The 14046-nt window shown below is 53.9% G+C and carries 15 protein-coding genes; 6 read left to right on the plus strand and 9 right to left on the minus strand.

All coding sequences use genetic code 11. The annotated features are described in order from the left end of the window. Nucleotides 1–186 precede the first annotated feature (186 nt). From KQP88_RS16720 to KQP88_RS25315, 4 genes are all read right to left on the minus strand, one after another. Complete coding sequence (locus KQP88_RS16720; protein WP_216703664.1) at nt 187–543, minus strand: DUF7079 family protein; 357 nt, start codon at nt 541–543, stop codon at nt 187–189. Further along, complete coding sequence (locus KQP88_RS16725; protein WP_216703665.1) at nt 528–1310, minus strand: hypothetical protein; 783 nt, start codon at nt 1308–1310, stop codon at nt 528–530. Before KQP88_RS16725 ends, KQP88_RS16720 begins: the two co-directional genes overlap by 16 nt. Before the next feature lie 10 nt (nt 1311–1320). Continuing rightward, entirely contained in the window at nt 1321–1866 is a 546-nt protein-coding gene (locus tag KQP88_RS16730; protein WP_216703666.1) for a PAAR domain-containing protein, read from the minus strand. A 192-nt stretch (nt 1867–2058) separates the two neighbouring features. Further along, nucleotides 2059–2397: a hypothetical protein gene (locus KQP88_RS25315; protein ID WP_253950494.1), complete on the minus strand. Its 339-nt coding sequence runs from the start codon at nt 2395–2397 to the stop codon at nt 2059–2061. 149 nt (nt 2398–2546) lie between these two features. Here KQP88_RS25315 and KQP88_RS16740 point away from each other — a divergent pair, with 149 nt between their 5' ends. The 3 genes from KQP88_RS16740 (at nt 2547) to KQP88_RS16750 (ending at nt 5021) form a co-directional block, all read left to right on the plus strand. Further along, complete coding sequence (locus KQP88_RS16740) at nt 2547–2795, plus strand: helix-turn-helix domain-containing protein (protein ID WP_201000261.1); 249 nt, start codon at nt 2547–2549, stop codon at nt 2793–2795. A gap of 552 nt (nt 2796–3347) precedes the next feature. Next, entirely contained in the window at nt 3348–4472 is a 1125-nt protein-coding gene (locus KQP88_RS16745; protein ID WP_216703667.1) for a hypothetical protein, read from the plus strand. Between the two features lie 69 nt (nt 4473–4541). Beyond that, nucleotides 4542–5021 (plus strand): GNAT family N-acetyltransferase, encoded by a 480-nt coding sequence (locus KQP88_RS16750; RefSeq protein WP_216703668.1) that lies wholly within the window; start codon nt 4542–4544, stop codon nt 5019–5021. Between the two features lie 221 nt (nt 5022–5242). On the opposite strand, the gene KQP88_RS16755 is transcribed toward KQP88_RS16750, so the two are convergent. The 4 genes from KQP88_RS16755 to KQP88_RS16770 form a co-directional block, all read right to left on the minus strand. Next, the gene (locus tag KQP88_RS16755; protein WP_216703669.1) at nt 5243–6070 is read right to left on the minus strand and encodes a TIR domain-containing protein; all 828 of its coding nucleotides are present in this window, start codon (nt 6068–6070) and stop codon (nt 5243–5245) included. A 60-nt stretch (nt 6071–6130) separates the two neighbouring features. Then, nucleotides 6131–6997, minus strand: a complete 867-nt coding sequence (locus KQP88_RS25320) for a TIR domain-containing protein (protein ID WP_253950495.1) — start codon at nt 6995–6997, stop codon at nt 6131–6133. Nucleotides 6998–7306: 309 nt separating this feature from the next. Next, the gene (gene pap / locus KQP88_RS16765) at nt 7307–8803 is read right to left on the minus strand and encodes a polyphosphate:AMP phosphotransferase (RefSeq protein WP_216703670.1); all 1497 of its coding nucleotides are present in this window, start codon (nt 8801–8803) and stop codon (nt 7307–7309) included. Between the two features lie 139 nt (nt 8804–8942). Further along, nucleotides 8943–9524 carry a YciE/YciF ferroxidase family protein gene (locus KQP88_RS16770; protein WP_216703671.1) on the minus strand — a complete coding sequence of 194 codons (582 nt, stop codon included), beginning with the start codon at nt 9522–9524 and terminating at the stop codon, nt 8943–8945. Between the two features lie 259 nt (nt 9525–9783). On the opposite strand from KQP88_RS16770, the gene KQP88_RS16775 reads away from it, so the two are divergent. Both KQP88_RS16775 and KQP88_RS16780 read left to right on the plus strand, forming a co-directional pair. Further along, on the plus strand, nt 9784–11007 hold the full coding sequence (locus tag KQP88_RS16775; protein ID WP_216703672.1) for a zinc-dependent alcohol dehydrogenase: 1224 nt from the start codon (nt 9784–9786) through the stop codon (nt 11005–11007). A gap of 18 nt (nt 11008–11025) precedes the next feature. Next, nucleotides 11026–11250: a PLDc N-terminal domain-containing protein gene (locus KQP88_RS16780; protein ID WP_216703673.1), complete on the plus strand. Its 225-nt coding sequence runs from the start codon at nt 11026–11028 to the stop codon at nt 11248–11250. A 150-nt stretch (nt 11251–11400) separates the two neighbouring features. Here the strand turns inward: KQP88_RS16780 and KQP88_RS16785 are convergent, their stop codons facing one another. Continuing rightward, nucleotides 11401–12132: an aspartate/glutamate racemase family protein gene (locus tag KQP88_RS16785; RefSeq protein ID WP_200992488.1), complete on the minus strand. Its 732-nt coding sequence runs from the start codon at nt 12130–12132 to the stop codon at nt 11401–11403. A 372-nt stretch (nt 12133–12504) separates the two neighbouring features. Between KQP88_RS16785 and KQP88_RS16790 the strand changes: the two genes are divergently transcribed. Then, entirely contained in the window at nt 12505–13956 is a 1452-nt protein-coding gene (locus KQP88_RS16790; protein WP_216703674.1) for an NCS1 family nucleobase:cation symporter-1, read from the plus strand. Nucleotides 13957–14046 lie beyond the last annotated feature (90 nt).

The raw sequence follows: 14046 nt of genomic DNA on the forward strand, positions 1-14046 counted from the left end.
GTGAAATTCATCTGGCGGCGAATCAAGAATTCAATGACCGCTTCAGGCTGATAGTGGCTACAAGGCCTGCTCCAGCCAGAAGCGTACATTGATTTCATCTCTATTCCTGATCCACACAAAACAGCCAAAATGATCAGAGCTTTTTTCTACTGTTCAGTGAGTCGCTACTCCATTGTGGGTTCGGATTCAAAGCCTACTGGCGATTTCCTTCCAGATGTAGCCGTAGTTGTATTGCAGCCAGCGAACCAGCACTTTATCGAACTGCCGACGAAACCAGTTGCGCTCTCTAGCTGCCAATCTTTCTTCTATCGATTCTCTGAGGATATCGGGGTCGAACCCTGTCCATACCGGAGGCACGGCTGCCACGAGATTGGTGAAGCACACCGGCGCGACCTCTGAATAGAGGATTGTGTAAAGTATTTCAGGGTCGACGCCTCTGACCTTATTCGCCACATAGTCATATTCGACGGGAAAATCATTGAATGGCTCGGAAAGAGCAGCTCTGACTTTTGTCAGCTGTGGTTCAGTCAGAAGATGTCCCAATGTATGAGCTCCTCTAACTCTTCGTCCAGTGAGCTCGCCACCGCTTCGCCTGCGACACCACCGGCGATTGTCCCTGCCAAGACAACTGCTATTGCACAAATGGGGGCACCAGGGCCACACAATGCGCTAACGCCCATCCCCGCAAGAATACCGCCGACCGCACCAGCACCGACGATGATGCCTTGGCGAGCGACTTCTTTGGGTTTGTTGTCAGCATTCAATATTTGATAGGTTGCCAGGGCCGCCGTCACGAGAACACCAAGCTTGCCCATGACCAACATTTTTTTGGTGCCGGTCGTGAATTTCGCATTATCACGACCCGAGGACTCCAGAATGGCGTAGTGAACCTTGTTCTTTTCTACTTCTGAAAGGCTGTCGTAACCCTTTTGAAACAGGTTTTCCGAATACATATCCAAAAGTGTTTTGAGTCCCTTCCCGTCTTTTTTCTTCTTCTGAACGATTGCCCCCCCCTGCGCTGAAGTAAATTTGCGATGCTCCATCATGATTTTGTTTCGCATCTCATGACTGAACTTCACCCCTTCTTGCGCAGTAATCTTTCCCGCTTTCACGTCATCTCGGACTTGCTGAGACATGCGTTTGATATTCTTGGTATAGCTCGATCTGACCTTTTCATCAGAGATCGCATCCAGTGAAAATCTCAGCGCAGAACCTTCCATCAGTTCTAACGCCCTGTCGAGGGGAGAGTCTTGCAAGGCGTGCTCACGCTGAACAACATAGCTGCCGGTGATAATGTACGGCTCTGTCACAGGATGGTCCTCATCCTAAAATTGTGCTCAATAGGCTCTCGGTGAGAGAGGATTCCCCTGCGGATGCTTGCTCTTCAAACTTGAGCATCACGCAGGTCTTGCCGGACGGATTTGAAAACTTAACTGCGTTGTCTTTATTGAACACACCTGACAGTGATGATCCATCCTCAAAATGTGCGGTGCACGATAAGCCCTCGTAGCTTTCGTCAGCAGGAATTCTGAAGCCGATCCAGCTCGCGAAACCCGTTAATGGCGTAGGAGAAAAAAACTCGCAGGGTGTATGGGTATCGCCAATGATTACCGTACCCGAACCACCAGTCACGATACCGCCGTGGGTGCCTCCGGTATCAATGGTCGCCGCATTCTTACCATTAATGAAAACGGTCGCAGACAGCCCTGAAGAGAGCGCACTACCGCATGTACAGGGGTCGCCCTGACGCGCGGCAGGAAGGCCGTCGAAGAATACGTCAGGAGATCCTGATGCTATAGGGTTGGTACCGTGCCCAGGCAGAGGGCAGCTGTATGAATCACTTTTCCGTGCTGCTGGCTTAGCCATTGTGACCTCCTGTCAGCAATCCCTGTGCGCGTCGTAACTTACCAGAACAGATCGCCCATTAGAAATCTGGTGGTGATGGGCGCATGACCTGACGTTTCAATACAACAGGCCGATGGTTGCCCTAGCCCGGGGCAGCTCCGGCCGCAAACGCGCATCGACTTCAGCAATGCGCTTGAGCCTGCGCAGCATCACTCACTCAACAGCCCTGCTCGTCTCATCAATCCCAAGCCGCCTGCGCCGAGCAACCAACGCCCGACGAAATGACAAATCGGCATAGTCCAGAAAAAGTCGCGCCAGATGATTGAGCGCCTTCTCCTCCCCTTCACTGCCCGCAACAAAATCGAAACCCAAGGCACGCTTGTTCTCCTCGGGCAGCTCCTCCCAACTCGTCATCAGGTAGGCGTACATGGAGCTGACGATTTGCAGTTGAGTCGAAGGTGTCTTTGGGGCAGATCCTGCGCGGCTGGGAAAGCGTGGGCGTGCATTGCGGGATGATTGCCTGGGGTTGCGGGGGTGGGTTCGGGTTTTCATGGGTTGTGTCCTTTCAGATAGGGCTTCCGGATTTCTTGGGCATCCGGGCAAACCAATCGACCCACCCGGAATCAAAGCCGAGAATATCTGAAAATCAGATATCTGGAAATCAGTTATAGCTTGTGAAGCTGTTCAACGAGAACGGCATCATGACAAAAGCACTTTATCGGCAAGAACATCAGGTCCTGATCAAGCTGCTGCGGACGATCAGGGAAAATGCCAACCTCACCCAGTCAGAGTGCTCTCGGGCGCTTGGCCGGCCTCAGTCTTTCATGAGCGATGTGGAAAAGGGGTTGCGGCGGCTGGATATCGTACAGTTGCGGGATTTGTGTGCGGTGTTGGGGTATGAGCTGCCGCGATTTATAAGTGAATATGAAGAGGCGTTGGCGGCTGGGTAAGTGATAAATTCTGGTTGCAGGTGCGAGACCAAAAGCTGGAATCGGACCGAAGTGGCTTGTGTGCGTGTTTGCAATCAATAAGAGTCACATTCGTCCCCTTTCGGTGCTCGTAGCTGGATTACATAAGCAACATTGCGGGAATATGTGGTTTGACAGTGCAGCCATGTGGACGCATAGGTCTGCTTTATCCTTGTAGGATCTGACCCGCCTAATAGGAGAAAACTGAGTGAATACGCCACGCTCAAACGCAACATAAACCAACGCCGCACAGCCTGAATTGGCAAGTATGGATTGACCGCCTTCGACAAGAAGCGGTCCCTCGTTGAAAGCGGCTAATGCCTCGTCACGAGTAGGAGCCAACCCGAAATAGGCAATGGACATGCTGCAGGCTACTTCGTAATCTCCGTGCACTCCGTCTCTCGTCGCGTTTCCGCCACGCCTTGAGAGCTGCTGAAGGCGTTACCCATGCATAAGGAATGTTATCAGGAATATATGACGAAAATATTGCCCTGCTTGGGGTATCTAATTATAGTTAGGCTCATGGAGTAAAAATTGAGTATTAATCTATTTGAGACATCGCTAGATGAAAACAAATTACATCCGTACTTTAAGGAAATTAAGAATACTCCAGAGTATGCCGAGGCCCGTAAAGTGATAAATGAATGGAGTGAAGGGATTTTTGAACGTCGAGGGGAAGCTGCTAAATTTATTAATGAATTCCAGACCAGCTTCAACTCTACGTTTTGGGAGATCTATCTTAACAAGGCATTTAAGCTGCTCGAATTCAAAATTGATTATACAAAGGCTAGCCCAGATTTCAATTTACAGAGTAAATGTGGAAGGAATATTTCTGTCGAAGCGGTAACATCTAACCCTTCAAATCTGCCAAAATTAAATCTTGACACGCCAAGTGTGTCCGAAGAAAGCTTCCTCAATAATGCTACGCTGAAACTGTCTGGAAAAATACGTGACAAGCACCAACTTTACTTGGGTATGGGCAAAGGAAAATATTCATACTCGTCTTTAGATCACGTAAAAGGTAACCCTTTTGTCCTGGCGGTTGCGCCATTTGATAGTAAACTCTCGCAAAGCCAAAATAATACAGCCATGAATAGAGTTCTTTATGGTTTGGAGCCTCCAATTAATTATAGCGAGCCACAAGCTGTAGTCGCTTCTGTTAAAAATAAAAATGGCAAAAACATTGATTTGGGAATTTTCACCAATGATAATTACAAAGAAATTAGCGCTGTTGTTTTTTCCACGACAGGTACTTTTGGAAAAGCAGTGGCTTTAGCTGGTACAGCAAACTTCGTAAAATCCAGCAGGCTCAGAAAAATGGGGATAGTTGAATTCTTAGCTAAGGAAGGCCTAGAAAAAATTGGTAAAACTAGAACTAAAGTGTCAGATACCTACGATATTTTCTCTGAGCGCTTCTACTCCGGCATAGATATTTGTGGACATGACATCCATATTTGTAACGGAAGTGATCATAAAGAAACTCATTTAGATGGGCTGCAGGTATATCACAACCCATTTGCGATCCATCCATTATTGAAAAATGATTTCAGTGCTCAAGAAGTCGTTCATTATTTCTACGACGTCGAGAATGCAGCCATGAAGATCAAATATAATGACAACGTGATGATTTCGAGAAGCACAGTATCATCAGTTTTATAATAATGGTTCAAACCGCTTCTTGGGATGAGCTAAAGTCCGCCCATCAACCAAATATTATGAGGTATGAGCATGAAAAAAATATCCAAAGCCCCCAGAGACTGCAACAACTCAGAGCTTGAGACATTTGAAAGTTTAGTTTCTGCTGGTGGTGAAGTTTCGCTAGTCGGCTTGCGTCAGCGAATTCTTAATGCAGAAAAACTTATCTTCATCATCAATGATGGTGAGTGTGTTGCTATAGGGGCAATAAAAAACCCTAACGCTGGATATAAGGCTAGAGTTTTTAGAAACTCCAACGTTACAGAATCAAGAAAATACCAATATGAGCTAGGCTGGCTTTATGTATCCAGCATTGCAAGAGGCAGAGGTTACGGTCGGGCCTTAATGAAAGAGATCAAAGAATTACTAGCTGGTGCCACATGCTTTGCGACTACACGTGAAAATAATGGGCCCATGCGTAACTTATTCAAAGATTTTGGTTTCTCAATGCTCGGACAACCTTACAAAAGTGATAAAGGAGATTATCCCCTTACCCTCTATGCCATATCATAATAATTGGTTCAGGTTCTGGCTAAAACTGCCCTCTTAAACAAGGGTCAGGCGATAACGGCCTCTGGCCCGATTGCTGCCACTACGAAAAAATGGCATGTGCCTGGCGTGATAAGCACATATGACGGCTTAACGGATCCTTCCGGGTAGGGGGAATAAGTGGGAGGGGGCGCTGAGCCGCGATATCGAAAACTGCGGGAAGCTGCCTAGTCACCGTTACTGAATCACCATTTGCTGATTGAATAGCCGCAGGCTCTAAGCTCCGCAACTACTTTAAACTTCCACGCGCCATGTTGCTCATGAAGGACGTAGGCCACTCCGCTAATGTCATTTGGCGTCTCAATATCGCCTTTCACCAAAGCGCAGACATTTTCTCTACCAAGCTTGGCCATGAGGTAGCCATGCTCAAAGACTACATTCTGTCGAGCGCGATCCTTTGGACGAGCGTTTCCTTCGTGGTATCCACGGCCTTGATCGCATGGTGTATAGAGGACAAGTGCAAAATCGGCATCGTTGGTGTATCGTTCTATTTTTTCGATGATCGTCATGCCTGCGTTAGCTTGCTCGTGCAGTATGATCGCTTCAAGACCGAGGCTTTCGATAAACCGACTGACCTCAACTCTCACAAGATCATCTCTTCCGTGAACGATGAATACTTTTCGCTTATTCCTGGCAATAACTGGCGCCGGAGTAACAAATGGAGCAGCAGTTGAGGGGCCAATACCGTTCGGCTGTATGGACTGGGGAGTCGGACGCGGGAGCGGAGGGAGTTCCAACGAGTCTAAGATCGGGGTGAACTGCTCTGAAAGGAACGTTCTCCGCTCGGCGTACGTTTGGTGTTTCCCCTTTATCCAAGTCCAAAAAGTATCAAGGGAGCCATGTTGCCTCACGAATGCTGGAAGTGCTGCGCTCGTTGTAGGATCACTCAGCAGTTCACGTCGAAGATGGATATACTCATTCGGATCCGCAGCATTGCCCGTAGCTCGGGCCACCAAGAGGTTCTGTAGGTAGCTTACCTTATCGAATGTGCTAACCAAGAATTCTATGGACATGGAAGGGCTCGTTATCTTACAGAGTGTCATGAGGAAACACGGATTTTAGGCTGAGATTGTTCAACCCATAACCTTGTTCCAGTCGATTGCATAGCCCGCCTGTTTCAACTCGCGTGCCAATGCGGTTTTCCACTCGCCGGACATCTCCGTCCAAACTACCCCGGCGAAGTCGGTAGGTATTTCCACTTTTCCAGATCTCAGCGCGCAGACTTTGTCACGACCCAGCGCACCAATAAAGTAACCAAGCTCCAGTAGCACATTCTGCCTAACGCGAGGTTCCACCTGGCCGCCCGCTTTGCAGCCAACATCGTCGGGCGTTAGCAGCACCACGGCCATTCCCACATCCGAATTGTGCTCGATTTTCTCAATGATCGTGCGCCCACTATTGGCCTGCTCGTGGAGGATGATCACCTGAAGGCCTAGCTTCTCTAGAAAGCGTGCAACGGTTTCACGGACAGCCTCATCGTGCCCATGGACGAGAAAAACTCGAGAGGAGCCCGCTGATGAATTAGCTTTCATTGCTGGCGCAAGAAGGCTAGGTCCAATGTCTTCAAGGTCCGCTTTTAAGGCATTTATCGCTTGGTCTAGCAGCGCTTTCGCCGCTTCTATATTTGTTTTCGTGTGTGCTCTGTAGTTGGGCTCTGGCATTCCAGATACCCAAACCCTCTGATGGTAATGCAGCTCCTGCGCCGCTTTATAACGATTGGCTGCGGTAGTGTTTGCTCCGAAATAGCGCTCCAACGTATCTTCAATACTGCACTCTAGGGCTTGGAGTTCGGGAGATGTCCCACTCTTCAATGTGTTGAGATCAAACGAATCAAGATCCGCGATTCTTTGCTCAAGCCGGTCAATTCCTTTCTGCAGCTGATCTGCCGTCAAGTGAACCTTTGGTTGAACAACCGGGGATGGGGGTGACTTCCGAGCCATAGCTACTCCTTGGTATGTGGCTATGTCCCATCATGCCATTACGCGGGGTGGAGCAAAACTACAAAAGGCTCAATAGCCACGATGCCGTTGTTCGTCAGCACGAGTTCAAGCGTCTTCTGCGCCGGCATCTTGATGTTGTAGCCCGCATTTAGTGCTTGGCTCTGTACCATTCCGGAAATAGCGCGTGTCCGCTTCTGGTCGTTCTCTGCCACTGTTAATAAGTCACTTCAAATTGATCTCGGCCTGCCACAAACCGCACCATTCCTCCACCTCACAGAACACCCCAGCGCCCGAAAGGCCCCCATAGCCCTACCCCTTCTTACCCCTCCCAAACGCCCCCTCCAACGCCTCATTAATCACCCGCAAAACCTTAACCCGCGCCCACCGCTTGTCATTCGCCTCAACCAACGTCCAAGGCGCAATCTCGGTACTCGTGCGATCCACCATATCCCCCACAGCCTGGCGATACTGCGGCCATTTTTCGCGGTTGCGCCAGTCGTCTTCGGTGATTTTGTAGCGTTTGAAGGGGATTTTTTCTCGCTCCTGGAAGCGTTCGAGTTGGGTCTGTTCGTCGATGGCGAGCCAGAATTTCACGACGACGATGCCGGCGTCGGTGAGTTGTTCTTCGAAGTCGTTGATTTCGCCGTAGGCTCTGACCCAGTCGGATTCGCTGCAGAAGCCTTCGACCCGTTCCACCAGCACGCGGCCGTACCAGGAGCGGTCGAAGATGGTGAATTTGCCTCGTGGCGGGATCTGTCGCCAGAAGCGCCATAAGTAGGGTTGGGCGCGTTCGTCCTGGGTGGGGGCGGCGATGGGGACGATGTTGTACTGGCGTGGGTCGAGTGCGGCGGCGACGCGGCGGATGGCGCCGCCTTTGCCTGCGGCGTCGTTGCCTTCGAAGACGGCCACCAGGGCGTGTTTTTTCATGCGTTTGTCGCGCAGGTTGACGGACAGGCGCGCCTGTTCGGCAATCAGTGCTTCCTGGTATTCGTCCTTGCTCAGGCTGCGGCTCAGGTCGAGGCTGTCGAGCAGGGTCAGTTCGCCGTGATTGGCGGGCAAAGGGCCGAAGGTCAAAGGCTTGGGCTCAGCCTTGGGGGTGTTCAATGCGTTCTGCATGCCTTCGAGCAGCAGTCTACCCACGGTGAGGCTGCGGTAGTTGGCGTCCACGCCTTCGATCACGTGCCAGGGTGCGTATTCGCGGCTGGTGCGGCGCAGTACCCGCTCGCCGAAGCGCACGAATTTGCCGTAGGTTTTCGATTGTTGCCAGTCCAGCGGGCTGATGCGCCAGCTGTGCAGCGGGTCGTCCTTGAGGGTCTTGAGGCGTGATTTCATCTGTTTGCGGGACAGGTGAAACCAGAATTTGAAGATGAGTGCGCCTTCGTCACAGAGCATTTTTTCCAGGCGTTCGGCGCCGCTGATGGCCTGGTCGAGTACCGCGTCCTTGAACAGCCCATGCACTCGCCCTTGCAGCATCTGGCTGTACCAGTTGCCGAAGAAGATGCCCATGCGTCCCTTGGCGGGCAGTTGCCGCCAGTAGCGCCAGGCTGTGGGGTGAGCCAGTTCTTCGTCGGTCTGTTGGTCGAAGGTACGTACTTCAATCAGGCGCGGGTCCATCCACTCGTTGAGCAATTTGACGGTTTCGCCTTTGCCCGCACCTTCGATGCCGTTGATCAATACGATGATCTGACGTCCGGCCTGTTCATGCAGGTCGTACTGGGCTTCCAGCAAGGCCTCGCGCAGCGCAGGGACTTCAGCCTCGTAGGTTTCATCGGAGATAGCATGGCCTATTTCAGCGGACTCAAACATTAGCGGCACTCTTCAAATGATCTGCGGCTAATGTAGACCACTCATGGCATCAAGCTATCCTCGTGGGTCAATAAAAGAGGCAGAGAAAACCCTGTGCGCTGACGTCAGTCACGATAACTGGCTTTCTCACGCCCCGAACTCAGGCTTGTCTTTTCTTCTGCCTGCCCTGTTTTTCCTGCGCCTGATCGTCCTCCGAATCCTGATCTTCCAGGTCCAGTGTCGCGGCCTGGGTGCCGCCCTCTTCGGCTATGGCCGTGAGTTTCTGGTCAGTGGACTTTTCTTCTTCCAGGGTTTCGCCCAGCAGGCTCGCGGCGTCGTCCAGGCCCAGGTGTTTGGCCATGGCGATGAGCGTGCCGTAACCGGCGATTTCATAGTGCTCGACCTTCTGGCAGGCCGCGATGAGGCCGGCGTCGAGGACGGGGCCTTTTTCGATTTCCTCCAGCAATTCCTTGCTCTCTTCGATCAGCCCTTCCATGGCAATGCATTTGACGCGTTTGAGTTTGATCTCGGACTGCTCAACCAGTTGATCGATACGCTGGATCTGGCCCTGGGTTTCTTCCAGGTGTGCGTTGAACGCTTCGGCCAGCTTGGGGTTGGTCGAAGCACGAGCCAGTTTAGGCAATGCTTTGGTGATCTGCTTTTCAGCACTGTAGATATCGGAAAGCTCGTGAATGAACAGATCTTCTATCGTCGTTCTGCTCTTGCTTGATGCTTTGTTCATCGGGAACCTCGTGGAGTGAGTCCTGCTTCAGGTTGATGACCTTGAAGGGTTACGACTGCTTACCCGTCAATGGGGTCGACCGGGCAAGAACGAGGGCTGTTCAGAGCGATGAAAAATAAGCCGACGAACAGTAGCAGTGGCCATTACCCACCTTTGCCAACGATCTGTAACCGTTAATCCATTGTTCTGAACCAAAACCGGAAACCCCTGTTCCTCTGAGGCAAGTCCAGACTTCTTCTGGCACAGCCGAGGGCTAACCATGAGAGCACTGACCTACCACGGGGCGCACAATGTAAAAGTCGATACCGTGCCAGACCCGGAACTACAGGAAGCCGATGACATCATTCTGCGGGTCACGGCCACCGCCATCTGCGGGTCCGACCTGCACCTTTATCACGGCAAGATTCCGGCCACTGAACATGGCGATATCCTGGGCCACGAGTTCATGGGGATCGTCGAAGAAGCAGGCCCGGCGGTGACTGCCGTGCAGCGTGGCGACCGGGTTGTCATTCCCTTCGTGATTGCCTGCGGGGAATGTTTTTTCTGTCAGCTGGATCTGTTTTCTGCCTGCGAAACCACCAATACCGGCCGAGGCGCGATCCTCAACAAGAAATCCATTCCACCCGGCGCCGCGCTGTTCGGCTACAGCCATTTGTATGGCGGCATTCCCGGCGGGCAGGCGGAGTATGTGCGGGTGCCCAAGGCCAACGTCGGCCCGTTCAAGGTGCCGGGCACGCTGGCGGACGAGAAGGTGCTGTTTCTCTCCGACATTCTGCCCACCGCCTGGCAGGCGGTGCTCAATACCGGCATCGGCCAGGGTTCCAGCATCGCCATCTACGGCGCAGGACCGGTCGGGCTGCTGTGTGCGGCCTGCGCCAGAATGCTGGGGGCCGAGCGGATTTTCATCGTCGATCATTACCCGTACCGGCTGGCGTATGCGCAGCAGACGTATGGCGCGATCCCGATCAATTTCGATGAAGACGACGACCCGGCCGACACCATCATTCGCCAGACGCCCGGCATGCGCGGGGTCGATGGCGTGGTGGATGCCGTGGGCTTCGAGGCCAAGGGCAGCACCACGGAAACCGTGCTCGCGACCCTCAAGCTGGAAGGCAGCAGCGGCAAGGCGTTGCGCCAGTGCATCGCGACTGTGCGGCGCGGCGGCGTGGTGAGCGTGCCGGGGGTTTATTCAGGGTTCATCCACGGCTTCATGTTTGGCGATGCGTTCGACAAGGGCCTGACGTTCAAGATGGGCCAGACCCACGCCCAGCGTTTCATGCCGGAACTGCTGAAGCATATCGAAACCGGCCGGCTGTCTCCTGAAGCCATCATCACTCACCGCATGTCCCTGGAAGAGGCCGCTGCGGGCTACAAGATTTTCGACAAGGGGCAGGAAGACTGTCGCAAGGTGATCCTCACACCGGGCAATAACGCCATCAGCGTGCCGGAACCCGATTCAACGATAGTGCTGCCTGCGACATGACAGGTACGGAGGTGCCGAATGGAAATGTCTACCGTGTTCTGGATCGCCGTGGCGGTCATGATCGTGGCGCTGGATGCGTGGATCATCAACAGCGTCTGGCGCTCCCGTAAAAGCCGGGCGACCAAGGCCGGCTGGAGCGCGCTGGTGCTGATCATGCCTATGGTCGGCGCCGGTATCTGGGGCATCGCCGGCCCCCGCGGTGTGGTTGAAGGGCCGACTTCGCCGGAGCATAGCAAGGGGTGAGAAAGAAAAGCGCATGGGCGGATAATGATGTGGGAGGCAGCTTGCTGGCGACGGGGACAGTGAAGCCGATAAACATTTTTTGGTTTCACTGGTGCCGTCGCCAGCAAGCTGCCTCCCACAGTCATCTCATGTGCTGATTCCGTTTTGGTTTCACCGACTCAAATACGAAAAACGCCCCTTGAACGGTTTGCCGATCGGGTCGGCCAGGTCGCCGTGCTTGCTGGTGGTCAGGCCCAGGTCTACCAGTGATTCGGCGAGTTTCACGGCGGCGCTGACGCCTTCCACTACGGGCAGGCCGATAGCGTCGCTGAGCTGGCGAGGCAGGTCGGCCATGCCGCCGCAGCCCAGCACGATAGCACCGGCACCTTCTTCGTCGCGGGCGCGGCGGGCTTGTTCGATCATGCGTTCGATCAGTTCCGGGCCGCCTTCTTCCAAGGCCAGGACCGGCATGTCGATGCAGCGCACCGAGGTGCAGAGTTCGCTGAAGCCATAACGTTGCAGCAGGTGCTCGGCAATGATCCGGGTGCGGCTCAGGGTGGTGACGACGGCAAAACGGGTGGCGATCAGGCCTGCCATGTGAAAGGCCGCTTCGGCGATGCCGATGACCGGCGCCGTGGCGTATTCCCGGGCGGCCAGCAGGCCGGGGTCGCCGAAGCAGGCGATGATGTGGGCATCGACCTGTTGCTCCCTTCCCTTGCGTACTTCATCCAGCACGCCCAGCGTGGCAATGGCTTCGTCAAAATGCCCTTCGATGGACACCGGACCATCCTCGGGGCTGCAAGCGATGATGTGCGTGCCCGGCCTTGCGATGGCTTGTGCGGCCAGCCCGATCTTGTGGGTCATGGCATCGCTGGTGTTGGGGTTGATCACTTGAATACGCACAGGGCCTCCTTCAGCGCCGTTTGAAAATGCCATGGATATTATCGGCACTCAGGATTGTATACAGAAATAGTGCCATGTTGGATTACCGATCAGGTAGCCCGATTCCAATCCTCTCTGTTCTGACACGCCGTTTTCTCAAGGCTGAATGCACTCCAATCGAGCAAAACCGCCCTTTTATCGTGCACTGCAAACGCCACCGGGTGTTGGTCCGTCACGCGCACTTCCCCTCCTTGAACGCATGCCCGGCAACACTCTGCGGGCTTTTTCCCGAACAATTCAGGCCATGGCATACGTCTTGCGTACAGGATCGTATACAAAAACCTCATCGCGGGTACCCAGCCGTAGCGATGGCCCAACAAGGGAGGGAATGCCATGACAGACCAACGCCCGGCCGGTTACAGCCCGCGCCTGCACAATGAGGATCTGGGACCGATTCCACAGAAGTGGACCTGGTACAACATCTTTGCCTTCTGGATGAGCGATGTGCACAGCGTCGGCGGTTATGTGTTCGCCGCCAGTCTGTTCGCCCTCGGGCTGGCAAGCTGGCAGGTGCTGATCGCGCTGCTGGTGGGTATCTGCATCATTCAGGTGATCGCCAATCTGGTGGCCAAACCCAGCCAGCAGGCTGCGGTGCCCTACCCGGTCATCTGCCGTCTCGCCTTTGGTGTCTTCGGGGCCAATATCCCGGCCATCATTCGTGGCCTGATCGCAGTGGCCTGGTATGGCATTCAGACTTATCTGGCGTCCAGCGCCCTGGTGATTGTGGTGCTGCGTTTCTTCCCGGAACTGGCCGCGTATCAAGACGTGAGTTTCCTGGGGCTTTCCTACCTGGGCTGGTTCGGTTTCCTGACGCTCTGGGTGGTGCAGGCGATTGTGTTCTGGTCGGGCATGGAGTCGATCCGTCGTTTCATCGACTGGGCTGGCCCTGCGGTCTACGCCGTGATGTTCGTGCTGGCAGGCTGGATCGTCTGGCGTGCGGGCTGGGACAACATCAGTTTCACCCTGGCGGAAAAAGAGCTGTCCGGCTGGGCGGCCTTTGGTCAGGTGATCATGGCGATTGCGCTGGTGGTGTCGTATTTCTCCGGCCCGACCCTGAATTTCGGCGATTTCAGCCGCTACTGCCGGAGCATGGAAGACGTGCGTCGCGGCAACTTCTGGGGCCTGCCCGTTAACTTCCTGGCGTTCTCCCTGGTGACGGTGGTGATCGTGTCCGGCACCTTGCCGATTTTCGGTGAGATGATCCACGACCCGATTGCGACCGTGGCCCGTATCGACAACACCACTGCCGTGCTGCTCGGCGCGTTTACCTTTGTTACCGCCACCATCGGCATCAACATTGTCGCCAACTTCGTCTCGCCAGCCTTCGACTTCGCCAACGTGGCGCCCAGCCGTATCAGCTGGCGTGCAGGCGGGATGATCGCGGCAGTCGCGTCCATCTTCATCACCCCATGGAACCTGTTCAATAACCCGGAAGTGATTCACTACACCCTGGATATTCTGGCGGCCTGTATCGGCCCGCTGTTCGGCATCCTGCTGGTGGACTACTACCTGGTGAAGAAACAACAGATCGATGTCGATGCCCTGTTCGACGACACCCCGAGCGGTCGTTACTGGTACACCAATGGCGTAAACCGGGTGGCGGTCACGGCGCTGCTGCTGAGCGCGCTGGTGGGCTTGTGCTTTACCTTCATTCCCTGGTTCAAGCCGATTGCCAACTTCGCCTGGTTTACCGGTTGCTTCCTGGGTGGCGTGTTGTATTACAGCCTGACCCTGTGGCCACGCAAGCAGCCTGAAAATGCAGGCAGCCCGGTCGTCCAGAACTGAAAAAACTGCCGGACAGGTCCCCTGCAGGGCTTGTCCGGCTATCAATCTGCACCGCTTTTGTCTGCATACACGGGTAAAATGCCGCCTCTG

It is taken from the genome of Pseudomonas lijiangensis, from assembly GCF_018968705.1.
Taxonomy (GTDB): domain Bacteria; phylum Pseudomonadota; class Gammaproteobacteria; order Pseudomonadales; family Pseudomonadaceae; genus Aquipseudomonas; species Aquipseudomonas lijiangensis.